Source organism: Rhizobium sp. Leaf262 (assembly GCF_001422245.1).
In the GTDB taxonomy this organism is placed as follows: Bacteria; Pseudomonadota; Alphaproteobacteria; order Rhizobiales; family Rhizobiaceae; genus Agrobacterium.
The window spans coordinates 39,081-65,939 of the sequence record NZ_LMMM01000003.1 but is presented as its reverse complement, the minus strand read 5'-3'; the positions used below and the strand labels follow the sequence as shown (position 1 = coordinate 65,939).

Genomic DNA, 26,859 nt, shown 5'->3' with positions numbered 1-26,859 from the left:
CGCGTCCGCGCCCTCAGTCATTGGAGCGCATGTAAAGAGTATGTGTCTGTCTAGCTGATTGGCCTTCTTTTGGGAAGAAACGCGCGAAGGCCGATCCAGTGCCAGAGATGAGGTCCCATCGCGAAAAATCTTCGCTCCGGCATGGCTCCACGTTTGGCGAGAATAGTTAAATTTCTCTTTAATTTCTTGATATTGCGCAAACAAGTTTTCGACAGCCGGACCAATGCTGCAGCAACTGTTGCGGTTGGGATGCACGTTACCCAAAAGCCACGCATCGATACTTTCCTTCGCGGTGCCGCAAATCGCCGATGAGTTGCGAAATATCTGGGCCGCCCGCCAAGACAGGCTTTCCATGGTTGCGCTATCGCTTTATATGTCCTGCGCGCGCAGGGCTGGCGGGAAAGCCGTCTTGCCGGAGGAACACACAGGAGAGGCAGGACTGATGACAGCCACACGCACCGAAACCGATACATTTGGCCCAATCGACGTTGCTAGCGACCGTTATTGGGGCGCTCAGGCACAGCGTTCGCTCGGAAACTTCAAGATCGGCTGGGAAAAGCAGCCTGCATCGGTTGTTCGTGCGCTCGGCATCGTCAAGCAGGCCGCTGCCCGGACCAACGTGGCGCTCGGCGGGCTGGACGCGCAACTGGGCGAAACCATCGTCAAGGCCGCGCAGGAAGTCATCGACGGCAAGCTCAATGACCATTTTCCGCTCGTCGTCTGGCAGACCGGTTCCGGCACCCAGTCCAACATGAATGCCAACGAAGTCATCTCCAACCGCGCCATCGAAATGCTCGGCGGTGAAATGGGCTCCAAGAAGCCGGTTCACCCGAACGACCATGTGAATATGAGCCAGTCGTCCAACGACACCTACCCAACGGCCATGCACATTGCCTGCGCAGAGCAGATCGTCCACCACCTCCTGCCAAGCCTCAAGCATCTGCATGCAGCGCTGGACGCCAAGGCGAAGAGCTTCGCCCACATCATCAAGATCGGCCGCACCCATACGCAGGACGCAACGCCGCTGACGCTCGGCCAGGAATTCTCCGGTTATGCCGCGCAGGTCGCTTCCTCGATCAAACGCATCGAACTGACGCTTCCCGGCCTTTGCGAACTGGCACAGGGCGGCACTGCCGTCGGCACGGGCCTCAACGCACCCATCGGCTTTGCCGAGCAGGTCGCAGACGAGATCGCCAAGATCACCGGCCTGCCCTTCGTGACCGCACCCAACAAGTTCGAAGCGCTGGCAGCCCACGACTCCATGGTCTTTGCCCACGGCGCCATCAACGCCGCAGCAGCAGCCCTCTTCAAGATCGCCAACGACATCCGCTTCCTCGGCTCCGGCCCACGCGCAGGACTCGGAGAACTCGCACTGCCGGAAAATGAACCCGGCTCTTCCATAATGCCGGGCAAGGTCAACCCGACCCAGTCGGAAGCGCTGACGCAGGTTTGTGCGCACATCTTCGGCAATCAGGCAGCAATCACATTTGCGGGCTCGCAGGGTCACTTCGAGCTCAATGTCTATAACCCGATGATGGCCTATAACTTCCTGCAATCCGTCCAGCTTCTGGGCGATGCAGCCGTGTCCTTCACCGACAATTGCGTTGTTGGCATCGAAGCGCGTGAAGACAACATCAAGAAGGGTGTCGAAAACTCGCTGATGCTGGTCACGGCGCTCAACAGCAAGCTCGGCTACGACGCCTGCGCCAAGATCGCCAAGACCGCGCATAAGAACGGCACGACCCTGCGCGAGGAAGCCGTCGGCGGCGGTTACCTGACCAATGAGGAATTCGATCAGTATGTTCGCCCGGAGAACATGATCGGGCCTAAGTAAGCCGAATAAGGAAGCGGTCAGCCCGACCGCTTCCTTTTCAGGACGTGCGGAATTTCGTTCAAAACATTGCAGAATTTTACGACCCTATAAGATTTTACCTCTACAATTTGACCCGTAAAATGCTATGGGAAATGGCCTTCGCTGATTTAGGCGATTCTAATTATAAAAATAACGCCTGGGAATAGAATGAAGGTTTACTGGGATATCTTCTGGCGCAATCAATAGAGATTTGCGTCATCCAGGATTTCCAAAAGAACTTTAGACACAAGCAAGTGTAAGATACGAACGTCATTTCCGGGAGTGACTTGATGACGACCCCGTCAACGCCCAAGGGACCAGATATCGCATCGCAAATTCTTTTTGCCATGCGCAATATGGGTGTGGTGCCCATCCCTCGAAACTATAACTTGTTCTACGAAGCCTATATCGGGTCCAACCCCGCCTTGACACGAGACCTCGCAGCGCTGGGAAGCCGTGCCACGCAGGAGGAGCTCGATGAACTCGGCGGACGGTATTTCGACCACACGCATGGACAGCTTCTCGAGGCTGCGCGCGAAAAGCTCAACTCGGAGCTCAGCGGCCTGCTTCTGGTCTTGCAGCACGAGCAGACATGTCTCGAAAACTACAATCGTATTCTTGATGAGACCCGCGCCGGTATTTCCGACAAGAGTCATTCCAGCGCACATCTGTTGCGCACGGCCATTTCGATGCTGGCGGAAGCCACCGGCAACAAGATGGCAGAGAACGAAAGCACGACCAAAAGTGTGGATCGCCATGCGGAGGAAATGCAGCAGGTCAGGCTGGAGCTGGACGAGTACAAGCGGATCGCCAATACCGATTCCCTGACGCGGCTTTCCAACCGGCGCGCTTTCGACGAGAAGCTGGCGTCCATGTATGACAATACGATGGCGCTGCAGTTTTCCGGTCTGGTTCTGCTCGACGTCGATAATTTCAAGCGGATCAACGACACTTTCGGTCATCCTGTCGGAGACAAGATTTTGGCGACAGTCGCTTCCGTTATCCGGGCAAATGTCCGCCGCGACGGATTCGTGGCCCGCAGCGGCGGCGAAGAGTTCGCCATCATCCTCGAAGGCAGCAGCCAGGACGAAATCAACGTGGTCTGCGAGCGCATCCGCACATCATTGGAAAAGACGCCCTTCCGAAATTCAAAGTCGGGCATCGACTACGGTCAGGTGACCATTTCCATCGGATACTCGATTGCATCCCAGGCCCAGAATCCCGGCGAGCTCTACGCCCGCGCCGATACTGCGCTTTACCATGCCAAGGAAACAGGGCGAAATCGCACTGTGTTCTTCGAAGAGGGCATGCAGAAGAACTACACAGGCAAGAGCTGGCTGATCTACAAGCAGTGAGCCGGTTGACCCGGCTCCACATGCCTTACCTTACCATATCGAGCCTGCCATGCGCTCGGGAAGCGCCTTGTCATAAGCCTCCCGGTCGAAATCCGACTTGGCCGACTTCAGCAACGAGCCTGTGGACGGCAAGGATGCGGAATCCACGAAGTTCTCCGGGTTCCACAGCTCGGAGCGGATGATCGCCCTGGCACACTGGAAATAGACTTCGTCGATCGTGACAACGGTCACCGTGCGCGGATGTTTTCCGTCCATCTCGAAGCTCATCAGCAGTTCAGGATCGACGGAGATCACGGCCTTGCCGTTGATGCGCATGGTGATGCTCGAACCCGGCACCAGAAACATCAGTGCCACCCTCGGGTCGCGGACGATGTTGAGCAACGAGTCGATGCGATTGTTCCCACGCCAGTCCGGCAGCAGCACGGTTTTCTCATCCTGAACCCGGATGACACCGCCCTTGTCACCACGTGGTGAGCAATCCATGCCTTCGGGACCGACGGTAGCCAGCGCCATGAAGGGTGATGCCTCGATCATTTGGCGATATTCCACCGTCAGAACAGATGTCACCTTGAGGATCGACGTCTCGGACGCGTCGCCGTAGATACTCTTTAAATCGTCGACCGAATGAATGATCGTCATAATGATCTCCTCCTCAAATCACGGAATATGTGCACATCGCCCGAATGCGAACATGACGAAAGCTAGCCACGCTCTTCCGCCTCTTCGCGTGCTTCCCGTTCGGCGCGCTCGCGTGCCGTGCGGGCGGCGACGATGTCCGCAGGCTGGGCATTGCCGCGAATGAGCGACCTTCCCGCATAAACGCCACCGACGACTTCCAGGGCAAAGCGCTCCTTGTCGACATCGCGGAATTCCTCGATCAGCCGTTCGGCCAAATCCGTATCTTCGCCGACGGCTGTCAGCACCTTTTCGCTGAAGTTCAGCGCCGATTCGTAGGTCTCGCGGATTTGATAATCCACGCCTGCCTTGAGCAGATCGAGCGCATGACCTCGGTCATAGGCACGGGCCAACACCGGCACCAGAGGAAACTCGTGCTTGACGATTTCGGCAATGCGAATGGCCGCTTCCTTGTCGTCCACGCAGATCAGCACGGCACGGGCCGAGCCGGCACCCGCCGCATGCAGGATTTCAGCGCGGGAACCATCGCCGTAATAAACCTTGAAGCCGAAGCCGGAGGCGTCGCGAACGAAGTCCGCATCCTTGTCGACCAGCGACAATGTGTAGCCCCGCGCCAGAAGCGGCTGGCTGACGATCTGTCCGAAGCGACCGAAACCGATCATCAGAATGCTGCCCTCTACGTCTTCAGGCAACTCGAGATCATCGGTATCGGGAAGCTTCTTGGGCATGATGCGGTCATGGGCGATGACCATCAAGGGTGTCAGGATCATCGAAATAATGATGGTCGCGGTCAGAACGGCGTTGGCTTCCGCATCCAGAATGCCGACGGCTGCCGCTGCGGAATAGAGCACGAAGGCGAATTCGCCGCCCTGTGCCATCAGCACCGCCCGTTCAATGCTCTCGCGTTGACAGGTGCCGAGAACACGCGCGACGGCGTAAATCAGCAGTGCCTTCACCACCATGTAGGCCACGACGCTCATCAGCACGAGTTGCCAGTTGGCGGCAATGACCGTCAGGTCGATGGCCATGCCGACACCGAGGAAAAACAAGCCGAGAAGAATGCCGCGGAAGGGTTCGATATCGGCTTCGAGCTGGTGCCGGAACGATGATTCGGACAGAAGAACACCCGCCAGAAATGCACCCATGGCCATGGAGAGGCCACTGACCTGCATCAGCAGCGCCGACCCCAGCACGACCAGCAGCGCAGCCGCCGTCATGACCTCGCGTGCGCCGGATGAGGCCAGCAGGCGGAAGAACGGGTTGAGCAGATAACGCCCCGCGACGATCAGTGCAACGATGGCCGCCAAGGCGATACCGATGGACGTCATCCTCTCCGTCAGCGTCACCGTCTCGCCGCCCGCGCCTAGAAAGGCGACGAGAACCAGAAGCGGCACGATGGCCAGATCTTCAAAGAGCAGAATGGCAATGATGCGCTGACCCTTCAGCGTCGACATGCTGTTGCGCTCCTGCAGCATCTGCATGACGATGGCGGTGGACGTCAGCACGAAACCCGTACCGGCCACAAAAGACGGAATGAGCGAAAAACCGAGAGCAAGGCCGATCATTGTGAGGCCCGCCATGCAGGTCAGCACCTGCAAAGCACCCAGCCCGAAGATATCCTTGCGCATCGACCACAACCGCGAGGGCTGCATTTCCAGTCCGATGATGAAGAGGAACATCACCACGCCCAGTTCGGCGATATGGATGATGGCCTGCGGATCGGAGAAGGCGCCGAAGCCGAAGGGGCCGATCACGAGACCTGCGGCCAGATAGCCGAGAACCGAACCCAGTCCTATGCGTTTGAACAGCGGCGCGGCGACGACGCCCGCTGCCAGAAGAACGACCACTTGCGCCAGATCGTTTGCATTACCCTCTACCGCCAAGTGTCACCCCTGTCACTTTATGAACCTGATGTCTCTGCTAGCGGATTTTCGGCTCTCTGCCCAAGCCTTTTTCCAAAAGCTCCCGCTCATAAGCGGCGAACAGTGTGTCGCCGCTCTGGCCAAGCTCCAGCAGATATTTCCATGTGAAGATTCCGCTGTCGTGCCCATCGTCAAAGGCAATCCGCACCGCGTAGTTTCCGGTAGCGACAACGGAGCGAATGGCGACGTTTTTCTTGCCCGGAACCGTCACTTTCTGGCCCGGCCCGTGTCCCTGCACTTCTGCGGATGGCGAGAGCACACGCAGCATTTCCGCAGGCAGATCATAGGAGGCACCATTGTCGAATTCCACGCGCAGGCTTGTCCGCTCTTTTGAAACCCGCAATTCGGTCGGCCAGGGCTCACTCATTCTTCATTTCCGTCGCTTGATAATATGCGGCACACTTAGGACCTTGCCCGCCTTCGGGCAAGGCACTACATGATAACACGTAATCTCGGCATGCAGCGCGGATCGCAAAGGATATTCAGGTTGAACAGCTTTCTTGGCACGCTCCCGGAAGCGACGTCTTTGCTGGAGAGCAAGACACCGATGATCGACCCCTTCGGGCGTGCCGTGACCTATCTGCGCGTCTCCGTGACGGATCGATGCGATTTCCGCTGCACCTACTGCATGTCCGAGCATATGACCTTTTTGCCGAAGAAGGATTTGCTGACACTCGAGGAACTGAACCGTCTCTGTTCCGCCTTCATCGCAAAAGGTGTGCGGAAAATCCGACTGACCGGTGGTGAGCCCCTGGTGCGCAAGAACATCATGCAGCTGGTTCGCGATCTCGGTCGCCATGTCGATGCTGGCACGCTGGAAGAATTGACGCTGACCACGAATGGCTCGCAGCTCGCAGCCCACGCCGCCGAACTCTATGATTGCGGCGTCCGCCGGATCAATGTCTCGCTCGACACGCTCGATCCTGAAAAATTTCGCCAGATCACCCGCTGGGGAGATTTCTCCAAGGTCATGAGCGGCATCGATGCTGCGCTGGCCGCTGGCCTCAAGATCAAGCTGAATGCCGTCGCGCTGAAAGATTTCAACGAGCACGAATTGCCCGATCTCATGCGCTTTGCCCATGACCGCGGCATGGATCTGACGGTTATCGAGACGATGCCGATGGGCGACATCGAAGAGGACAGAACGGACCGCTATCTGCCATTGTCGCAGGTCCGGGCTTCGCTGGCCGAGACATTTACGCTTGAAGACATCGGCTACCAGACCGGCGGACCGGCGCGCTACGTATCGGTCAAAGAAACCGGCGGAAGATTGGGCTTCATCACGCCCATGACGCATAATTTCTGTGAAAGCTGCAACCGCGTCCGCCTGACATGCACCGGCACACTCTACATGTGCCTCGGTCAGGACGATGCTGCCGATCTGCGCACCGCGCTTCGTGCTTCCGACGACAATGCCCTGGTGTCACAGGCCATCGACGAGGCTATCCTGCGGAAACCAAAAGGTCATGATTTCATCATTGACCGCACCCACAAACGCCCGGCAGTGGCTCGACATATGAGCGTGACCGGCGGCTAAGCGCGTTTTATTCCATTCATCTAAGATTATTCGATTGAATTCGCCTCGGCAGCATGCCACGGATTCAATGTAAGAGGAGTGGGCGGAGTCGTACGACATGCAATGTGTCGGTGTCGGCCCGTTGCGGATCTGGGAATGTGGTAATGGCACTGACGGAGAATACGCGCGGCGCGTTGCTCATGACGCTCGCGATGGCTTGCTTCACCATAAACGACGCCTTCACCAAATCCGTCACACCTTATCTCAATGTCGGTCAGATCCTTTTCGTTCGCGGCCTGCTGACATGCGTCCTCGTCTATGTGATAGCGCGCCGCATGGGCGCTCTGCGACCCTTGAAGACGATATTGCGACCTATCATCCTGATGCGCTGCCTGTGTGAGGTCTCGGCCTCCATCCTCTATCTGAGCGCATTGGCCACCATGGGCTTTGCCAATGTTGCCGCCATCATGCAGTCGCTGCCGCTGGCAGTGACCCTCGGCGCGGCCATCTTCCTGCGAGAACCCGTCGGCTGGCGGCGCTGGACGGCCATTCTCGTCGGCTTCATCGGCGTTTTGATCATTCTCAGGCCGGGGCCGGATGGGTTCACGACCGCAGCCCTTCTGGTTGTTGCGGCTGTCTTCGTCACAGCCGGGCGCGATCTTCTGACACGACGCATGTATACCGATATTCCCTCGATGACGGTGACGATGACCACAGCCTTCGTCAACACCATCTTCGGTGCAGCGCTCATCATACCCTTCGGCGGCTGGCAGCCGATGGATGGCTATGTCTGGTCGCATCTCTTCGCGTCTGCCGTGCTTGTCGTCATCGGCTATCAGGCCGTCATCCTGTCGATGCGCAGTGGCGAAATTGCCTTCGTTGCGCCCTTTCGCTACACCAGCATGGTATGGGCCTTCTCCATCGGCTTCTTCGTCTTCGGGGAGGGACTGAACTCCTGGATCGTGTTGGGCACGGCCATCATCGTGGCCTCCGGCATGTACACGTTCTATCGCGAAAGCAGGCGCAAACAGCCACCGCTTGCCAAGACATCCACGAGAATACAATGACGACTGTCCGCTTTCTCGACAGATCGAACCCGCCGCACATCGCGACACTGGTGCTCGTTTCCGGCGTTGCCGCTCTCTGCATCAATATCTTCTTGCCCTCGCTGGCGGCTATGGCGGTCTATTTCGAGACGGATTACGCGGTGATGCAGTTTGCAGTGTCGGGTTACCTGGCGGCCACCGCTTTGGTGCAACTGTTCATCGGCCCGCTGTCCGATCTCTATGGCCGACGTCCTGTATTGTTGGCATGCCTCGTGGTCATGGTCATCGCGACTGTGATCTGCGCTGTCGCTCCCAACATCACCATCTTCATGATCGGCCGTCTGTTGCAGGCCGTCATCGCGTCCGGCTTCGTTCTATCGCGTGCCATCGTACGGGATATGGTGCCTGCCGATCGGGCCGCATCCATGATCGGTTACGTCACCATGGGCATGTCCTCCGTTCCGATGATCGGCCCCACCATTGGCGGTTTTCTCAGTGATGTATCCGGCTGGCAATCCAGTTTCGTCCTCGTTGCATGCTGTGGCATGGCCATGCTGCTTCTTGTCTTCTTCGATCTCGGCGAAACCAACCATCAGAAATCGGCGAGCTTTTCGGCGCAATTCCGGGCCTGGCCGCAATTGCTTCGCTCCAAACGGTTCTGGGGTTACGCACTGACGTCCACCTTTTCGTCCGGCCTGTTCTTCTCGTTTCTAGGTGGTGCGCCCTTCGTTGGCAGCGTGCTCTATGAACTGACACCTGCCGTGCTCGGCATGCAGTTCTTCTTCATGGCCAGCGGATATATGCTCGGCAACTTCCTGTCCGGGCGCTATGCGCAGCGGATCGGCATATCCAGAATGATGCTGACGGGGAACGCAATCGCAGCAACGGGTATCGCCGGTGCACTGGCCCTGCCCTATCTGGGGCTCGAAACCCACTATGAATTCTTTCTGCCACTGGCGCTCATCGGCATTGGAAACGGCGTCACCCTGCCCAGCGCCAATGCGGGCATGGTCAATGTGCAGCCACACCTTGCCGGATCGGCATCCGGGCTTGGCGGCGCCCTGACCATTGGCGGCGGTGCCGGGCTGGCGGTCCTTGCGTCATCGCTTCTGTCCCGAGAAACCGGAACCACACCACTCCTGCTGGTCATGCTGCTGACAGCGCTTCTGGCATTGATGGCCAGCGCCTATACTGGCACGCAGGAACGACGCCACAGCCAGGGCCTTGCGAAATGACACCATCGACCACTACACGACCAGGCCTCATCCTTGCTGGTGGGCTGTCCCGACGTATGGGCACCAACAAGGCGCTAAGCCCGCTTGGCGGCAAACCATTGCTGTCGCATGTCATTGATCATCTTGCCCCACAGGTGACAGCGGTCGCCCTCAATGCCGGTCAAAGCTGGGCGGAGGATTTCGGCCTGCCATTGGTGCCGGATACCAAGGCCGGTCACGCGGGCCCGCTCGCAGGCATACTTGCGGGTATGCGATATTTCGCGGCCCAGGCGTCCGCCGCCTCTCATTTCCTGACCGTCCCTGCCGACAGCCCTTTTTTCCCTGCGGATCTGGCCGTTCGTCTGGCTGCACATGTGACGGGCGAGAACGCCATCGTCATCGCGGCGTCCTCCGGCCATGTCCACCCCGTCTTCGGCCTTTGGCCAGTCGCCATTGCCGATGATCTGGAAACCTGGCTGGTCGATGAAGAGAACCGTCGGATTCGCAGTTTCCTCGCACGTCATGCGACACTCGGCGTGTCTTTCGCACCACTGGAAAGCGCGACAAAGTCCATAGACCCGTTCTACAACATCAATACGCCGGATGAACTTGCCACGGCGGAAGCATTTCTAAAGAGCATGAGTGAATGACCCAGAAAGTATTCGGGATTTCCGGTTGGAAGAATTCAGGCAAGACGGGCCTTGCCGTCCGCATCGTGACTGAACTCACCGCACGTGGTTACCGCGTTTCCACCATCAAGCACGCGCATCATGATTTCGATATCGACAAGGTCGGCGCTGACAGCTACCGCCACAGGCAGGCCGGCGCGCATGAAGTCACCATCGTTTCCGGTACCCGCTTTGCCATCATGCACGAGTTGCGCGGCGGGCCGGAGCCGTCCTTTGAAGAAATTCTCGCCCGCATCGCGCCATGCGATCTGGTCCTGATTGAAGGCTATAAATACGAGCCGGTTCCAAAGATAGAGGCCCGCAGACGTGATGCGGCGAAGACGGAGCCACTTGCACCGAATGACCCCAACATCATCGCTATTGCAGCAGATCATCATGTGGCGGACACTGCCCTGCCCGTCTTCGATCTCGATAATACGGCTGCCATTGCGGATTTCATCGAAAGAACGGTCGGCCTGACCCGGCCTTAGAACGTTTCCTTGTTAAATGACAACGCTCTAAAGGCAGTTTCACGGCCAATCAGATCATTCAAAACGTAAAAAAGCCGGGCGTTGGCCCGGCTTTTTCGACCCTTGAGACGCAATACCTATTCAAGGAAAGAGGATGGGTTCACAGGTGTGGCATCCTTGCGGACTTCGAAGTGAACCTGCGGACGCTTTGCACTGCCGGTCATGCCCGATGATGCGATCGTCTGGCCGCGCTGGACCTTCTGGCCGCGCTGAACATCAAGGCTGGCGGCGTTACCGTAGACCGTGACGCGGCCGTCGTCGTGACGGATGAGAACGGTGTTACCCAGCTGCTTCAGGCCGTTGCCGGAGTAGATCACCACGCCGTTTTCGGCGGCCTTGATCGGCGTGCCCTCTGGAACGGAGATGTTGATACCGTCGTTGCGGCTGCCATCGACATTCTCACCGAAGCCCGACGTCACCGCACCACGAACCGGCCAGCGATATTTGCCGATGCCTGTGGACTCAGGTGCAATCGAGGCGACGTCCGACTTCTTCTCGACATCGCTGACGCTGGCTTCTGCCGCGGGCGACTTCGGAACATCCGCCTTGGCGACGGCAGGTGCTTCCGCAGCCTTGGCCGCTGCAGGCTGCACCGCTGGCTGGTGCTGAACCGAGGCGGTCTTGATGCCATCTGTCGCCGCAGCAGGAATCTTCAGCGTCTGACCAACCCGGATGCTGCCGTCGGAAATACCGTTTGCAGACTTCAGATCAGCAACCGAAACGCCGTTTGCGCGGGCGATCTTGGCAAGACTGTCGCCAGCCTGAACCTTATAGCCACCGGTTGGTGGAAGAGGCTTGCCGCCGGGAGGCGTCAGCTTTCCGCCTTCGGCCGTCGCCTTGTCACGGGCGGCGTTCTGCGATGGCAGGACGGCTACGTTCTGCTCAGGACCACGCGTTGGCGCTGGACCGTTGTTGTTCTTGCTGAGATCGATATTTCCCGATGCAGCGCGGGCTGCATTGCGAGACTGACCGAACTTCGGAATGATGACCGACTGACCGGGGCGTGCTGCCGAGGCACTGGAGAGACCATTTGCCTGAAGCAGCGCCTTTTCCGGCACACCGTAGCGCTTCGACAGGGTTGCGATCGTTTCGCCTGACTTCAACGTGACGGAAGATGCGCCGTCCGTATGCCAGCCATTGCCGTCAGCCTTGATGGAACCGGTCGACAGATTGTCTCCCGTGGGTGCCGGGCGGCTGGAGGCCATGGAAGGAGCAGCGTTTGCCGTTGCCGAAGGGAACGGCTGCGACATGGCTTCCCGCCGGGTCGAAGGTTCGCGGCTGGCGGTTTGCGTGGGAGCGGACAGCTCCGAACGCTGAACCGATGCGGAAGACGACGCCGCCCGCGCCGACGAAGGCTGGACCGAACCGTAACCACCATTGTTTGCCGGGTAAGGCTGGTTCATGGCCAAGTTCTGGTTCGCGTAGCCACCCTGCGGCGACGCCGATCCATACTGACCATTATTGACATCACCCTGCGGGACGGGAGCCTGCCCATAGGCGCCCCCTGCCGTACGATTTGGAATAGATGCCGTCGTCATCTGGTCCGGTCCACTGGAGAAGAGGCCGCCAAATCGCGTGGCGTCCGAGCTACAACCCGTTGCGACGCTTGCCAGCAATGCCGCTGCGAACATCTTTGCGATTGATTTTCCGATTTTAGGCGAATTACTCATACGCATGACTCGATCTACACTGACGCCAACCGCCGCATCGGGATCGATCCGGCTCTAACAACACTCTGCAAGGCCCCTCTCCCGTGACGGGAAAACCATGCGTTGATGAGGTTGATTAAAGCGCGTTAGTGTTACCACGCCGTTAAAACGTTAAGGTCTTCGAACATTTTTTGACACTTCGATAACCATGAAACGCCCAAAAACGCGCCGTTTTTCGCGAAAATTGGCGGGAAAATAATTTCAAATCAAGGACTTGGAAAAAATCTGCTTTCGTTCCACTTTTGGCAGCGGAATTTCATTTTGCTACAGATAGCGCGCAATGTGGGTTTCGATAGGGAGATAGGGCGTTTCGAACATCTCTTCACGCTCAAAGCGGCTGCCGGTCTTGGAAAAACGGGTCATGACGCAGCGCCCATCCTCCATGATAATGGGGGCAATCATCATGCCGCCTGAAACGATCTGTTCGGTAAAAAAGCGCGGCATGGCTGTAAATGCTGCCGTAGAGATGATTCGGTCGAAGGTACCCTCGCCCACCAGACCGTTGGTCCCATCCGCCTGGCGAATCACCACATTGCGGATGCCGAGATCGTCCATGCGGTTTTGCGCCATCTGCACCAGCGTTTTATAACGCTCTATCGAGACGACGCGCTCAGCGCGTTTTCCCAGCACAGCCGTCATGAAACCACTGCCGGTGCCGATTTCCAGCACGCGCTGACCCGGCTTGACCTGAAGACGGTGAACCGCCTTCACGGCTATATCGGCGCTTTCCATGAAGGCACCGCAATCAATGGGAATGGTGCGGCTGGAATAGGCTTCCGCCGCAAACTGTGCAGGCACGAATTGCGAGCGCGGCGTCTGCTCCACCGCCGTCAGCAGATCGATATCGGAGATACCTTCGGCTCTCAACCGAAGCACCAGGGCTGCAAACCCTTCCCTCTCGACCATTGCTGATTTCAATCTTTCACTCCAAGCCCAAGCGCTGCTGCCACGCGATCCTTCACGGTATAGTCCGTCAGGTCAAGCTTGAGCGGCGTCACGGAAATCTGGCCATCCTTTACGGCATGGATATCGGTGCCTTCGCGGAAGTTGCCCAGTCGCTCCCCGAAGCGCAGCCAATAATAGGGAAGACCACGGCCATCCTGACGCTGATCGACAGTCAGGCCGAAATCCAGCTTGCCCTGTTCGGTGACGCTCACGCCCTTCACATCGGCAGGCGCGCAATTGGGGAAATTGAGATTGAGAAAGGTTTCGCTCGGAAGATCGACATCGATCAGTTTGCGGATGAGATCCGGCGCGTGGGTCTCTGCCACTTCCCACGGCACGACGCGTTCGGCGTGGCCGGTATAGGCAAAGGCCTGGCTGAGCGCAAAGGAGCGCACACCCTGCAACGTGCCTTCGATGGCACCGGCAATGGTGCCGGAATAGGTCACGTCATCGGCCATGTTGGCACCGGCATTGACGCCAGACAGGATGAGATCAGGCTTTCCCGGCAGCACTTCCCGCACACCCATGATGACACAATCGGTCGGCGTGCCGCGCAGCGCATAATGCTTGTCGGAAATCTTGCGCAGACGCAGCGGCTCGGACAGCGTCAGGGAGTGGGCCAGGCCGCTCTGGTCTGTCTCAGGTGCTACGATCCAGACATCATCGGAAATGGTGCGGGCGATACGCTCCAGCACCGCCAGCCCTTCGGCGTGAATGCCATCGTCATTGGTCAGCAATATCCGCATGGTGTTCTCCCCAAAACGCTTCTCCTCCGCTGCCGTCACCCCGGACTTGATCCGGGCTCCAGTCAGCCCAAGTCCTTGGGCTGAAGAGACTTTTCTTGCCTTGCAGACGCAAGGTCGCTGGATTCCGGCTCAAGGCCGGAATGACGAAAAGTGAGGCTTCAAGCCGCCTTCTCGATCCGCGTCAGGCCACCCATGTAAGGCAGCAGCACGTCCGGTATCGTCACAGAACCATCCTCGTTCAAATAGTTCTCCAAAACAGCGATCAGGCAGCGCCCGACAGCCGTACCGGAACCGTTGAGCGTGTGGACGAACTTTGTCGACTTCTCGCCCTTGGCGCGGTAGCGCGCATCCATGCGCCGACCCTGGAAATCACCACAGACCGAGCAGGACGAGATTTCACGGTAAGTGTCCTGACCCGGAAGCCAGACTTCGAGGTCATAGGTCTTGCGTGCGCCAAAGCCCATGTCGCCGGTGCACAGCGTCATTGTGCGGAAATGCAGGCCGAGGCGCTTGAGCACCTCTTCGGCGCAGGCCGTCATACGCTCATGCTCTTCGATTGCGCTTTCGGCATCGGTGATCGATACCAGTTCACACTTCCAGAACTGGTGCTGACGCAGCATACCACGCGTATCGCGACCGGCAGAACCGGCTTCCGAGCGGAAGGACGGCGTCAGCGCGGTGAAGCGCAGCGGCAGCTTTTCCTGCTCCAGAATTTCACCAGCAACGAGGTTGGTCAGCGTGACCTCGGCAGTCGGGATCAGCCAGCGACCATCGGTCGTCTTGAACAGGTCTTCGGCAAACTTAGGAAGCTGGCCGGTGCCATACATCGCTTCGTCACGCACCATCAGCGGCGACGACACTTCCGTATAGCCATGCTCCGAGGTGTGCAGGTCGATCATGAACTGGCCGAGCGCCCGTTCCAGACGTGCGATCTGGCTGGTCAGCACCGTGAAGCGCGAACCGGACAGCTTGGCGGCACGGTCGAAATCCATGTAGCCGAGCGCTTCACCGATTTCGTAGTGCTCCTTCGCAGCGTGGTTCCAGCCGGGCTTTTGGCCGACGACGCGGGCAACGACATTGTCGTGCTCGTCCTTGCCATTGGGCACATCATCGAACGGCAGGTTGGGAATGCGCGATAGGGCATCGGTCAACTCGGCCGAAACCTGCCGGTCCTCTTCCTCGAGGCGCGGCATGCTGTCCTTGATGTCGGCGACTTCGGCCTTCAGCTTTTCGGCAAGCTCCGCATTCTTCTGCGCCATGGCCGCACCGATTTCCTTGGAGGCCAAGTTGCGGCGGGATTGCATGTCCTGAAGGGTCTGGATCACGGAGCGGCGCTTCTCATCGAGCGCGATTAGCGCGGCGGATTGCGGCTCGGCATTGCGGCGAGCAAGGCCCGCATCGAAAGCTTCAGGGTTTTCGCGTATCCATTTAATGTCGTGCATCGTGGTTCCAGACCGTAATTTGCATCGTGTTTTGAAAAACAAAACGCCGGGACGAATGGCCCGGCGTCTAAAGAACTTACTGGCGGAAACTGTCAGTCGTCAGTGGAATTTCCAAGCTCACGGCCTGCATTCTCCTCAGCGCGCTTCTTTTCCACGAGTCGAGCCAAATGTATGGAAATCTCGTAGAGAATGATTGCGGGCAACGCAAGACCGATCTGGGACATCGGATCCGGCGGCGTCAGCACCGCAGCCACGACGAATGCGGCGACGATGGCAAACTTGCGCTTGTCCTTCAGCCACTGGCTCGTCAGCAGACCCACCCGCGCCAGGAGCGTGGTGACGACAGGCAACTGAAACACCAGACCGAAGGACAGCACCAGCGTCATGATGAGGCTGAGATACTCCGACACCTTCGGCATCAGCGAAATCGCGACTTCACCATTCTCCGGCAATTGCTGCATGGCCAAGAAGAACCACATGACCATGGGCGTGAAGAAGAAGTAGACGAGCGCACCGCCGAGGAGGAACAGCAGCGGAGACGCGATCAGGAACGGGAGGAATGCTGCACGCTCGTTCTTGTAAAGCCCGGGGGCCACGAATTTATAGAGCTGCGAGGCAATCACCGGAAAGGAAATCACCAGCGCGCCGAACATGGCGACCTTGATCTGCGTGAAAAAGAACTCCTGCGGCGCGGTGTAGATCAGCGACGACTTGGCAACATCCAGCCCCGCCCAGATCACCGCCCATTTATAGGGAATGACCAGCAGGTTGAAGAGATGCTTGGCAACGGCAAAGCAGCCGATGAAGGCGACGAAGAAAGCGCCCAGCGACCAGATCAGCCGGGTGCGCAACTCCATGAGGTGTTCGATAAGCGGCTGCGGCTTATCATCGGTTTCCGCACTCATGCTTCACCCTTTTTGGCCTTCGCCGTCTTTACAGTTTTTGCCGGCGCCGCATTCGCTGCCGTTTCGGCGTCGGTCTTCTTCACCATTGCCTTGGCCTTCTCGACCATCGGCTTGCCGGCTTCGACAGTTGCTTTCGCGGCTTTTGCCCTGGAAGCCTTTGCGGCGACCTCGGTCAAAGCTGCGGGCTTGCTGCTTTTGGGCGCAACGGGTTTGACGCTTGCAGCCTTTGCCGCTTCCGTCTTGGCGGAAACGGTCTTGGCCGCACGCTTCGGCTTGATAGCCACCGTTTCGGCTTCGACTTCCTGAGCGGACTTGGCAGGCGCACGCTTGCGCGCAGCCTTTGGCTTTTCGGCTGAAACGGTCGAAGGCGCAACCGCTGCTGTTGCAACGGCGGCTGGTGCGACCGATGCAGGGACCGTGGTTGGAGCTGCAGTTGCCGGAGCCGTGGCAACGCCAGCGGCCACAGATGCAGCTTCGGTGGCAATTGCTGGAGTACCGTCAGGCAGCTTCATGTCTGGCTCAGACAGACCGACCGCGGGAGCACCAGCAGGTGCGCTCGTGGCCGGAGGCGTCGTCGCGCCCTGAAGATCGGAGCGGATGTCATTTCCCAGCTGGCGAAGCGGGTTCATGGCATCCCGCAACGAATTCGTCGGGTTGAGATTGCGCACGTCGGAAATCGTCTGGCGCACGTCGTCCATGTCGGCCTCTTTCAAGGCCTCGTCGAATTGCGTGCGGAAGTCGCCCGCCATCTTGCGCAGACCGGCCATGGTTTTGCCGAAGGCGCGGATCATGGGCGGCAAGTCCTTCGGGCCAACGACGACGATCAAGACGACCGCAATCACCAGCAGCTCGCTCCAGCCGATATCAAACATCATAAAGCTCCTGACATGCTCAGCCGCGCGCCCTGTTCAGTCGGGCGCGCCGCTCGATCGATTACTTGATCTCGTCAGCCTTATGGTCGACCGTTCTGGAATTGACGTTGGTGTTGGGGTCGGTTGGCGGTGGCGTGTTGTCTTCGTCAGCCATGCCCTTCTTGAAGCTCTTGATACCCTTGGCAACATCGCCCATCAATTCCGGAATCTTGCCGCGACCGAAAAGGACCAGCACGATGACCAGAACGATCAGCCAATGCCACACACTAAAAGAACCCATAACGCAAACTCCCTGAATTTTGCTTTGATCCGATGTAAGACGTTTGCGGCGCTTTTTCAAACACCAAAATGGCTATTCAACAAACGATACTTCAGTATAAATCCCTGAATTGACTGATGTGGGCAACTCTTTGTGATTAAGCACGCCACCAAGCCGTCTCAGTCCTGCGGCTCGTCGCCGCTTGGGGCCAAAAGTCCGAGCTCTTCAAGGTCGAGTTGCGTGATCGGATCCTCGTCTTCGGTAAGCTCATCGCTCATGGATGGCAGGGGAATACCGAAGTTGGACGGTATGCGACCAGACAGCAGCCCTGCCCCCTTCAACTCATCCAGCCCCGGCAGATCGCGCAGTTCTTCCAGCCCGAAATGATCGAGAAAATCCACCGTGGTTCCCATGGTGACCGGCCGCCCCGGGGTTCTGCGCCGTCCACGAAACCGCACCCAGCCCGCTTCCATCAGCACGTCCAGCGTGCCGCGCGACGTCTGCACGCCGCGGATTTCCTCGATTTCCGCACGCGTCACCGGCTGGTGATAGGCGATGATGGCCAGCACTTCCAGAGCAGCCCTCGAAAGCTTCTTCGGCTCCTTCTCATCCATGCGGATGACGAAGGATAAGTCGCCCGCCGTGCGAAAAGCCCAATTTCCGCCGACCTGAATGAGATTGACCCCGCGTTCGGCGTAGATGCCTTTCAGCTTCGCCATCACAGCAGCAATATCAACGCCCTTCGCCACACGCTCGGCGATGAAGGCTTCGGACACGGGCTGCGCAGAGGCAAAAACCAGAGCCTCGGCAATGCGCTCGGCGTCTTTTAGCTGCCGCTCGGTGACCGTGGGTTCAAATCCCATCCCATCCGTCGCAACGGCATCATCATCCGCATCCAGTTCACTCGACATCACGTGTCCTTTCACGGCCAGACCCCTTGCGCATGAAAATCGGCTGGAATGCGCCGTCCTGGCGAATCTCCAGCGATCCCTCCCGCACCAGTTCCAGCGAGGCGGCAAAGGCGCTCGCCATCGCGGTTGCGCGCATGGCAGGGTCGGCAACATATTGCAACAAATAGCGATCCAGCTCCGTCCACTCGCCAATTTCGCCCAGCATCGATGTCAGCAATTCGCGCGCATCGACCAATGACCAGACATCCCGTTTTTCAATGGTCACCTGGGTGATAGCCTGGCGCTGGCGCAGATTGGCATAGGCGCTCAGCAGATCGTAAAGGCTTGCCTCGAAGGACGAGCGGCTCTTGTGGGGAATATGCTCCGGCGCACCACGGGCAAAGACATCACGGCCCAGCTGTTCACGGTTGACCAGCCGTTCGGCCGCCTCGCGCATGGCTTCCAGACGTTTCAGCCGGAAGGCCAGCGTCGCAGCCATCTCCTCGCCGCTCGGGCCGTCATCCTTGCTTTGCTGTGGAATGAGCAGCTTGGATTTGAGGAAGGCCAGCCACGCCGCCATGACCAGATAATCGGCAGCCAGTTCGATGCGTACGCGCCGTGCCTGCTCCACGAATACGAGATACTGCTCGGCCAGCGCCAGCACGGAGATACGTGAGAGATCGACCTTTTGCGTACGGGCAAGATGCAGCAGCAGATCGAGCGGGCCTTCAAAGCCCGCCACATCGATCATCAATGCCGCTTCGCCGGTGGCCCGCTCTGGCTTGATATCTTCCCAGAGCTTTTCCATCGGCGCGCTGCCGCGCGATTTATCTGCCGCCATTCATTCGTCCACCGGGCCCAACATTTAAGACGCCCGGCTGCATTGCGGATCAGGCAACCGGCAGCATGGCGTTGAATTCGTCTCTGAGAGCTATTTCGTCTGCACCGTCAGCCGCCGGGAAACCAGCCTCGACAGCCTGAACACGCTCCAGAGCCTTGCCGGAAAGCACGGGCACTTCCTTCACGACCTGCAGCATTTCATCCATCACGCCGTTGCAATGCAAGACTATATCGCAACCACCCGCAACAATATTGGCAGCGCGTTCGCCGAGTGTGCCTTTCAGAGCATTCATGGAGCTATCGTCGGAGATCAGCAGACCATCGAAACCGATCCGCTTGCGAATGATTTCATCAATGACGACAGGGGACGTCGTGGCCGGGCGCTGCGCATCAATCGCGGTAAAGACCAGATGCGCGCTCATCGCCATCAGTTCCTTGTTCAGCGCGCGGAACGGTATGAAGTCATGGGCATCAAGCTCATCCAGGGGAACATCGACAACCGGCAATTCGTGGTGCGAATCGACCAGACCTCGACCATGGCCGGGAATGTGCTTCATGACAGGCAGCATGCCACCGGCCTTCAACCCGTCCGCCGCCGCCTGCCCCATGGCAGCCACCAGCGCCGGATCGAAACCATAGGCACGGTTGCCGATGACGTTGCTCGCGCCCTCCACCGGCACGTCCAGAACCGGCAGGCAATCCACGGTGATCCCAAGCTTCATCAGGTCGAAAGCATGCAGACGCGACATCAGCCATGCGGCGCGCAGACCTTGAGCCGGATCACGCAGATAGATCTCACCTAGCGCCTGGGCATTGGGATAGGATTGCAGCAAGGGAGGCCGAATGCGCTGCACGCGACCACCTTCCTGATCGATCAACACAGGCGCATCGGGCCGACCAACGGCATCCCGCATGGAAGCCACGAGGTCCGTGATCTGTGCGGCATCACCGATGTTGCGCCCGAACAGGATAAAGCCCCACGGGCGCTCGGCTTTGTACAGCGCGATTTCATCGTCGGTCAGGGTGAGGCCGCTACAGCCAAGGATCATAGCTTTCGTGTCGGTCATGGAAATGTCCTGCTTGGGAACTTTGGGGCGTGAAACCCTGGGGATATACTCGTGTTTGCTCGAAGATAGCTGTTCACTCAACGTCATCCTCGGGCTTGTCCCGAGGATCAACGAACCCCAACATTAAACGTGGGCAGATCCTCGGGACAAGCCCGAGGATGACGTCGAATTTTCGGAACTACCAATCAAAAATAAAGCCGGGACAGCAGAACCATCCCGGCTTCAATTCTTTTCAGACTAAAATCAACGTGCGATCAGGCAGCTACCACCGGCAGAGCGAAGGCGTTCGCACAGCGCTGCGGCTTCGTTCTTGTCGCCTGCTGGAATGCGGACGCGGTAGAAGGTGCCCTTGCCAGCAATTTCCGCTGCCTTGATGTCTACGCCGCGACCACCGATGACCGAGCCGAACTTGGCCGACAGGCTCTGGTAAGACTTCTGCGCTTCGGCCTGGCTCGGCAGCGATGCCACCTGCACATAGTATCCGCCTGTGGAAGAGGCATTCGTGGCCGGTGTCGGAGCAGCAGCCGTCTCCTGCGCAGGCTGCGAAGGCGGTGCTGGACGAACGTTGCCTTGGTTGGTCACGGTCGCGACGACATTGGAAGGCTGCGCCGAAGGACGCGATGCCGGAAGCGGTGCGGCGGTCTGGGCAGGCTTGGGCGCTGCGGCCTGTGGCTGAGGCTGCGCAGGCTGTTCAGGTGCGACAGGAACACGCGATGCAGAGATAACAGCCGGTGCACCTTCTGCCGGGGTATTTGCTGCTGGTGCAGCCAGTTCCTCAACCTTGTCGGCCTGCGGTGCAGATGCAGAAGGAGCAGGAAGTTCCTGCGCCACCAGCGTACCGTCAGGCTTGACGATCATGGTGCGGACCTTGCGCGGTGAAACATTGACCGGCGAACCAGCCTGATTTTCAGCCGCCTGCGCCTTTTCCTCAGGAGACAGCAAACGCGGGTCTTCCGTTTCTCCGACTGGTGTCGAAGTCAGCGCGTCCATATCTTCATTCTCGCCTTCCAGCGGTAGCTGCTCGGGGATCAGCGTGCGCTGAACCACATCGACCGGCTGCTCGTTGGTGGAGATCAGCGAAGGCTGCTTGGGGTCTGCAGGTGCTGCACCGGCAACGCGGTCATAGACCGCCTTGTCCTGGTTCGGCACGACACGACCGCCTGGATTTTCCGGAACGACCTTTGTTGGTTCACTATCGGCGGAGATGATGACCGGCGCGCCGTTCGAGCCCTGGCCCGAACCACCACCGAACACAAGGGCGTAGGTGCCGCCACCGACGAGAACGAGACCGAGCGCGGCAGCGACCGGAACCAGCCAGCGACGTCCACCCTGACGCTCGTCATCGCTGTAACGCACGGGCTGTGAAATATTGGTCGGCTCAACGCGTTCGCCGGAAGCGCGGGTTTCTGCCGCTTCCTGCATGCTGCGGCGGAAATCCTGCTCCAGAGCACGTTCGAATTCGTCAACCTCTTCCGGGCTCGGCTGAGGCTGGCGCGATGCTGCTGCATTCTTGTTGCGATCCAGACCACCGGTCACGGCAGGCGCAAACAGCGATGCCAGTTCGGTGTCGAGATCGAGATCCTCTTCCTGACGACGCGGCGCAGGCTTCGGTTCGAAAACGCCAACCGGCAGTTCCGGCACTTCCATCTCGGTGATGGTTTCCGGCAGATCTTCGGTTTCGCCGATCTGCGATGGATCGAACGGCAGGCTTTCCAGTGTCGCAGGCGGAGCGGTTACGACCGGAGTGACAGGACGCGCTGGCTCCTGACGGGCAACCGGCGGCGCGGCGACAGGTGCAGAGGCAACTGGCTGGGGACGAGGTGCAACCGGCGTCGGTGCAGGCGCAGCAGCGACAGGCTTCGGCGCAACGGGAGCCGCGACCGGCGCTGGCTGAGCGGCAACGGGTGCGACTGCCACGTCGATATTGGCAATCTCCGAAAGATCGATGTCGAAATCGATATCATCCAGTGCCAGTTCGAAATCATCGTCCTTAAATGCGTCGAAATCGCCGAAATCAGGTTCGGACTTGGCTGCAACAGGTGCTTGCGCTGCGGGTGCCGCAACGACAGGTGCTGGCACAGGCTCTTCGCGTTTGACGGCAACGACAGGCTGAGGCTGAGGCGTCGCCGCGACAGGCGGTTGCGGTGCCACAACTGGCTCTGCCCGTGCAACGGGTTCTGCCGGACGAACGTCCTTGCTGCTGATTTCGTAGCGGGAAACATCATAGATCAGCTCGTCCATCGCAGACAGCTTCTGTCCGGCTGGAACCGCAGGCTCGACATGGTCGACGGGCGCCTGCATGGGCTGAACGAACTGTGCGGCGACTGGAGCCGCCTCCTCTGTCTTTGGTGCGACGGGTGTCGCACGTGGCGCCCCGAAGTTGGCGAGCGGCAGACGAAGGCTGGAGTAATCGAGCGAAGAGCGGCGCGCAATGGCAGGCGAAGCCTGAACCGGTGCAGGCACATCTTCTGCAACGGACATTTCTAGCTCGCTGGCCAGGTCAATGGACGCCTCACCCGAGGTTTCGGCCATGAGCTCCCAGTCTGGCTGGTGCGATGCAGATGGATCGAGATATTGCGGCGCTGGCGCAGACGCTTCCTGCATGGGGGCACTGTAAGCCGGCTGAACCGGCGCTTCTGTCGGGGCGACTGGCTCGACATAGGAGACAGGCTCGACATAAGCGGGCGCAGCCTCGACGGGTGCCGTTTCGACCGCATGCTGGACAACGTCGCGTTGCGCGACATCGAAAAGCGCCGCTACCGATTCCGGGTCATCGCTGAAATCGTCGCGCAGATCGGAAGACTGCACGGCGTGCTCGGCGACCAGATACTCTTCGGCCTCGGCGGGTGCGTACTGCTCTACCGGGACAAGCTCCGGCTCCCTGCGGGCAAAGACCGATTCGACGCGCTGCATGAATTCGCCAGCGGGAACGGGCGAACGCACATCGTTTGCCGCGTCCAGCGCAATGGGTTCGTGACGGGGCGAATCATAGATCGCGAATTCGCGAAGCAATTCATCCTCGAGATTGAATTCGGGCTCCCGACGCTCAACCGGATGCTGCGCAGCCGGGGAAGCGACATGGGAAGGACGATCCTCTTGACCGACAAGGCGTGCCAATTGCGCCAAAGGATCGTTGTCAGCGAATTCTTCTGCCCGGTTATCCCGGTTATACGCGACATTTTTTTCGACCATTACGTGTTCCACCATCTACGCATCACAGCTCTTGCCAGCGTATTGTGAGCAAATAATGGTGAGATGTTATCGCATTTCGTCAGGTGCGTCCGCTCCTAAAAGCGTCAAACCAGACTTCAGTACATTTGCGACAGCATTCACCAGCCCTAATCTGGCAACGCTTAATTCTCGGTTTTTATCGTTAACAAAACGTAATTCTGGCTGATCTTTACCTTTATTCCAATGACCATGGAAGGAACTGGCCAAATCATACAGGTAAAATGCCAGTCGATGCGGCTCATGGTTGAGGGCCGCCGATTCGATCAGACGAGGGTACTCAGCCAGTTTAGCAATCAACTGCAACTCATTGACATCACTGATCAAAGATGCGCCAGCTTCCATCTTGGCCGCAGACACGTCCAGGTCAGGAAAAGCCTCGTTTGCCTGCCGGAAAACCGACTTGCAACGCGCATGGGCGTACTGCACATAAAATACCGGATTATCCTTTGACTGCTCCGTTACTTTGGCAAAATCGAAGTCCAGCGGCTCGGAATTCTTCCGGTAGAGCATCATGAATCGCACCGGATCACGTCCGACCTCATCCACAACGTCGCGCAGTGTCACGAAATCGCCGGAGCGTTTCGACATTTTCACCGGCTCGCCACCACGGAAAAGCTTGACCAGCTGGCACAGAAGAACCGTCAGCTTCGAATTGCCTTCCGAAACAGCCCTTGCAACCGCTTCGAGACGCTTCACGTAGCCGCCATGGTCAGCGCCCAGAACGTAGATCATCTCGCCGAAGCCACGATCGTACTTGTCCTTGAAGTAAGCAACGTCGGCGGCAAAATAGGTATAGGAACCATCCGACTTGATCAGCGCGCGATCCATGTCGTCGCCCACTTCCGTGGAGCGAAACAGCGTCTGTTCGCGGTCTTCCCAGTCGTCGGGCAACTCGCCCTTAGGCGGCGGCAAAGTGCCCTTGTAGACATGCCCTTTGAACGTCAGGTCGTTGATAGCGGACTGGATCGGGCCGCCATTGCCCGCATGCAGCGTGCGCTCGGAATAGAACACGTCATGCTTGACGTTGAGCGCCGCGAGATCCTCTCGGATCATCACCATCATCGCGTCGATGGCTCTGTCCTTGACGATGGGCAGCCACTGGTCTTCCGGCATGGCCCGCAGCTTTATGCCAAATTCATCCGCCAGCGTCTTGCCGAGCGGCACCAGATAGTCACCCGGGTAAAGACCGGGCGGGATCGCGCCCACGTCCTCTCCCAGAGCTTCGCGGTAACGCAGGAACACGGAACGTGCCAGCACATCGATCTGCGAACCCGCATCGTTGATGTAATATTCCTTTGTCACGCCGTAGCCGGCAAAGGCCAGCACATTGGCCAGCGTATCGCCCACCACCGCGCCACGGCAATGGCCGACATGCATGGGGCCTGTCGGATTGGCAGAGACGTATTCGACGTTGATCGTTTTGCCTGCACCCACGGTCGAGCGGCCATAATCGGCACTGGCTTCGATCATGCCAGCAAGCAAGCGCTGCCAGTAAGCGACCGACACGCGGATATTGATGAAGCCCGGACCAGCCACATTGACGCTGTCCACATCCTCGTCCCGCTCCAGAACGGGAACGATGAGCTCAGCCAGAGCCCGCGGGTTGGTACTCAGCGGCTTTGACAGCACCATGGCGGCATTGGTCGCAACATCGCCATGGCTGGGATCACGCGGCGATTCAACGGTAATGCGGCCGAAATCGACAGTATCGCGATGGGCTTTGACGAGGTCGATCGTCTCAAGCGAGTTTTTGATTCTGGCGTCGAAATCGGCAAAAAGGTTCATCATCATATACCTGCGCGAAAGGCTTTCACTTTAGTCCCGGCAATCCGGAAATCGGGTCCGCGGTTGCCGCTGCCTATCGTAAATCGGGTGTGTGGTCAAACAGCCGCTGGTGGGCTTTCAGTGCATAACTGTCGGTCATACCGGCCAGATAATCCCCGACATGCCGGGCCTTTGCAGGCTCGCTCATGCCCGGAATGCTATCCACCCAGTAGTGGCTCTGCATTTCGGCTGGCGTTTCCATGTAGCGTCTGAACAGGTCCGTCACGATCTGCGTGGCACCGGCTCGAATGCGCATGATATCGGCGTGGCGGTAGATATGCGCAAACAGCAGCTTCTTGATCTGACGGTCGGTTTCGGCCATCTGCTCAGAGAATGTCGCCACCGTGAAATCGGCATGGCGTATGTCGGCAGCCGATTGCGGTTTCAACCGCGCCAGATTCTGCTGGGCCACGCCGATGACGTCCTCCACCATCCGCGTGATCTGGCGGCGCATGATTTCGTGGGCGAAGCGGTCGTCTTCCAAGTTGGGATACTTACCACGCACTTCCGCCATCAGGCCGCTCAGGAATGGCACCTCCTCCAGCATGTCGAATGTCAGATAGCCCGCACGCAGGCCATCATCGATATCGTGCGTGTTATAGGCGATATCGTCTGCGATCGCTGCGACCTGCGCCTCCAGGCTGGCGAAGGTGCCGATCTCCAGATCCTGCAATTGGCAATATTCGAGGATCGGGAGCGCAACGGGGCCGTGGCTGCCTTTGGCATTTTCGCCGACCAGCGGACCATTATGCTTCACAAGCCCTTCCAGCGTCTCCCATGTCAGATTGATGCCGTCATATTCCGCGTAGCGACGCTCCAGCTTCGTGACGATGCGCAGCGACTGTGCATTGTGGTCGAAGCCGCCATAGGGCTTCAGCACCGCATCCAGCGCATCCTCTCCCGTATGACCAAAGGGCGTGTGTCCGAAATCGTGCACAAGCGCCACCCCTTCCGCCAGATCCTCATCCAGCTTCAGCGCGCGCGCTAAGGCCCGAGCGATCTGTGCCACTTCCACCGTATGCGTCAGCCGGGTGCGGTAGTGGTCGCCATCCGGGCTGATGAAGACCTGCGTCTTGTGTTTGAGGCGGCGAAAAGCAGTTGTATGAACGATGCGGTCGCGGTCGCGCTGGAAATCGGAGCGCGTGAGGCTGGAGGCTTCTGGAAACAGCCGCCCGCGTGTCGTCCATGGATCGGTGGCATAGACCGCCCTTTCTCCGCTTCCGAAACCCAGTGCACGCTGATCGATTATCATTCCATATCCCGCTTGATGGCCATTGACCTTTTCCATTACCCTTCATACCTATCCCGAAGGTTGCCGCAAAGCGCCCTTGCTCGGCAACAAGGCTATAGACCGTCAATTTGACTGGTTTATAATCGACTTTACACAATC

At 58.7% G+C, this 26,859-nt stretch carries 23 protein-coding genes; 7 read left to right on the top strand and 16 right to left on the bottom strand.

Annotated features, from left to right (window positions below; genetic code table 11):
- The first annotated feature begins 442 nt into the window (after positions 1-442).
- Both fumC and ASF29_RS04865 read left to right on the top strand, forming a co-directional pair.
- Positions 443-1,834 carry a class II fumarate hydratase gene (gene fumC, locus ASF29_RS04870; RefSeq protein WP_062449374.1) on the top strand — a complete coding sequence of 464 codons (1,392 nt, stop codon included), beginning with the start codon at positions 443-445 and terminating at the stop codon, positions 1,832-1,834.
- A 308-nt stretch (positions 1,835-2,142) separates the two neighbouring features.
- Entirely contained in the window at positions 2,143-3,207 is a 1,065-nt protein-coding gene (locus tag ASF29_RS04865) for a GGDEF domain-containing protein (RefSeq protein ID WP_062449134.1), read from the top strand.
- 30 nt (positions 3,208-3,237) lie between these two features.
- On the opposite strand, the gene ASF29_RS04860 is transcribed toward ASF29_RS04865, so the two are convergent.
- From ASF29_RS04860 to ASF29_RS04850, 3 genes are all read right to left on the bottom strand, one after another.
- Entirely contained in the window at positions 3,238-3,846 is a 609-nt protein-coding gene (locus tag ASF29_RS04860; protein ID WP_062449132.1) for a pyridoxamine 5'-phosphate oxidase family protein, read from the bottom strand.
- 62 nt (positions 3,847-3,908) lie between these two features.
- Complete coding sequence (locus tag ASF29_RS04855; protein WP_062449130.1) at positions 3,909-5,726, bottom strand: monovalent cation:proton antiporter-2 (CPA2) family protein; 1,818 nt, start codon at positions 5,724-5,726, stop codon at positions 3,909-3,911.
- Between the two features lie 37 nt (positions 5,727-5,763).
- Complete coding sequence (locus ASF29_RS04850; RefSeq protein ID WP_062449128.1) at positions 5,764-6,132, bottom strand: DUF971 domain-containing protein; 369 nt, start codon at positions 6,130-6,132, stop codon at positions 5,764-5,766.
- Positions 6,133-6,312: 180 nt separating this feature from the next.
- On the opposite strand from ASF29_RS04850, the gene moaA reads away from it, so the two are divergent.
- The 5 genes from moaA to mobB all read left to right on the top strand — a co-directional run bounded on the left by moaA (position 6,313) and on the right by mobB (position 10,700).
- Complete coding sequence (gene moaA, locus ASF29_RS04845; protein WP_244473495.1) at positions 6,313-7,302, top strand: GTP 3',8-cyclase MoaA; 990 nt, start codon at positions 6,313-6,315, stop codon at positions 7,300-7,302.
- A gap of 143 nt (positions 7,303-7,445) precedes the next feature.
- Positions 7,446-8,348: a DMT family transporter gene (locus ASF29_RS04840; RefSeq protein WP_062449124.1), complete on the top strand. Its 903-nt coding sequence runs from the start codon at positions 7,446-7,448 to the stop codon at positions 8,346-8,348.
- Positions 8,345-9,562, top strand: a complete 1,218-nt coding sequence (locus tag ASF29_RS04835) for a multidrug effflux MFS transporter (protein ID WP_062449122.1) — start codon at positions 8,345-8,347, stop codon at positions 9,560-9,562. The genes ASF29_RS04840 and ASF29_RS04835 overlap by 4 nt, the downstream gene beginning before the upstream one ends.
- Positions 9,559-10,191 carry a molybdenum cofactor guanylyltransferase MobA gene (gene mobA / locus ASF29_RS04830; protein ID WP_062449120.1) on the top strand — a complete coding sequence of 211 codons (633 nt, stop codon included), beginning with the start codon at positions 9,559-9,561 and terminating at the stop codon, positions 10,189-10,191. The genes ASF29_RS04835 and mobA overlap by 4 nt, the downstream gene beginning before the upstream one ends.
- The gene (mobB, locus tag ASF29_RS04825) at positions 10,188-10,700 is read left to right on the top strand and encodes a molybdopterin-guanine dinucleotide biosynthesis protein B (RefSeq protein WP_062449118.1); all 513 of its coding nucleotides are present in this window, start codon (positions 10,188-10,190) and stop codon (positions 10,698-10,700) included. Before mobA ends, mobB begins: the two co-directional genes overlap by 4 nt.
- A 116-nt stretch (positions 10,701-10,816) precedes the next feature.
- Here mobB and ASF29_RS04820 read toward each other — a convergent pair whose 3' ends face one another.
- From ASF29_RS04820 to ASF29_RS04760, 13 genes are all read right to left on the bottom strand, one after another.
- Positions 10,817-12,370 carry a peptidoglycan DD-metalloendopeptidase family protein gene (locus tag ASF29_RS04820; protein WP_062449116.1) on the bottom strand — a complete coding sequence of 518 codons (1,554 nt, stop codon included), beginning with the start codon at positions 12,368-12,370 and terminating at the stop codon, positions 10,817-10,819.
- 342 nt (positions 12,371-12,712) lie between these two features.
- Positions 12,713-13,366 (bottom strand): protein-L-isoaspartate(D-aspartate) O-methyltransferase, encoded by a 654-nt coding sequence (locus ASF29_RS04815; RefSeq protein WP_062449115.1) that lies wholly within the window; start codon positions 13,364-13,366, stop codon positions 12,713-12,715.
- Positions 13,363-14,139: a 5'/3'-nucleotidase SurE gene (gene surE / locus ASF29_RS04810; protein ID WP_062449113.1), complete on the bottom strand. Its 777-nt coding sequence runs from the start codon at positions 14,137-14,139 to the stop codon at positions 13,363-13,365. The genes ASF29_RS04815 and surE overlap by 4 nt, the downstream gene beginning before the upstream one ends.
- 158 nt (positions 14,140-14,297) lie before the next feature.
- Entirely contained in the window at positions 14,298-15,581 is a 1,284-nt protein-coding gene (serS, locus tag ASF29_RS04805; RefSeq protein ID WP_062449111.1) for a serine--tRNA ligase, read from the bottom strand.
- A 92-nt stretch (positions 15,582-15,673) separates the two neighbouring features.
- On the bottom strand, positions 15,674-16,486 hold the full coding sequence (tatC, locus tag ASF29_RS04800) for a twin-arginine translocase subunit TatC (RefSeq protein WP_062449109.1): 813 nt from the start codon (positions 16,484-16,486) through the stop codon (positions 15,674-15,676).
- Positions 16,483-17,358, bottom strand: a complete 876-nt coding sequence (tatB, locus tag ASF29_RS04795; RefSeq protein ID WP_062449372.1) for a Sec-independent protein translocase protein TatB — start codon at positions 17,356-17,358, stop codon at positions 16,483-16,485. The genes tatC and tatB overlap by 4 nt, the downstream gene beginning before the upstream one ends.
- Before the next feature lie 61 nt (positions 17,359-17,419).
- Positions 17,420-17,638 (bottom strand): twin-arginine translocase TatA/TatE family subunit, encoded by a 219-nt coding sequence (locus ASF29_RS04790; RefSeq protein WP_062449107.1) that lies wholly within the window; start codon positions 17,636-17,638, stop codon positions 17,420-17,422.
- Positions 17,639-17,796: 158 nt separating this feature from the next.
- Positions 17,797-18,528 carry an SMC-Scp complex subunit ScpB gene (gene scpB, locus ASF29_RS04785; RefSeq protein WP_062449105.1) on the bottom strand — a complete coding sequence of 244 codons (732 nt, stop codon included), beginning with the start codon at positions 18,526-18,528 and terminating at the stop codon, positions 17,797-17,799.
- Entirely contained in the window at positions 18,518-19,348 is an 831-nt protein-coding gene (locus ASF29_RS04780) for a ScpA family protein (protein ID WP_062449102.1), read from the bottom strand. The genes scpB and ASF29_RS04780 overlap by 11 nt, the downstream gene beginning before the upstream one ends.
- Before the next feature lie 49 nt (positions 19,349-19,397).
- A complete protein-coding gene (gene nagZ, locus ASF29_RS04775; protein WP_062449100.1) occupies positions 19,398-20,414 on the bottom strand; it encodes a beta-N-acetylhexosaminidase in 1,017 nt (338 codons plus the stop codon).
- 243 nt (positions 20,415-20,657) lie between these two features.
- On the bottom strand, positions 20,658-23,606 hold the full coding sequence (locus tag ASF29_RS04770; protein ID WP_062449098.1) for an SPOR domain-containing protein: 2,949 nt from the start codon (positions 23,604-23,606) through the stop codon (positions 20,658-20,660).
- Between the two features lie 66 nt (positions 23,607-23,672).
- Positions 23,673-25,430 carry an arginine--tRNA ligase gene (gene argS / locus ASF29_RS04765; protein WP_062449370.1) on the bottom strand — a complete coding sequence of 586 codons (1,758 nt, stop codon included), beginning with the start codon at positions 25,428-25,430 and terminating at the stop codon, positions 23,673-23,675.
- Positions 25,431-25,503: 73 nt separating this feature from the next.
- Complete coding sequence (locus ASF29_RS04760) at positions 25,504-26,721, bottom strand: deoxyguanosinetriphosphate triphosphohydrolase (protein ID WP_062449369.1); 1,218 nt, start codon at positions 26,719-26,721, stop codon at positions 25,504-25,506.
- Positions 26,722-26,859: the final 138 nt, after the last annotated feature.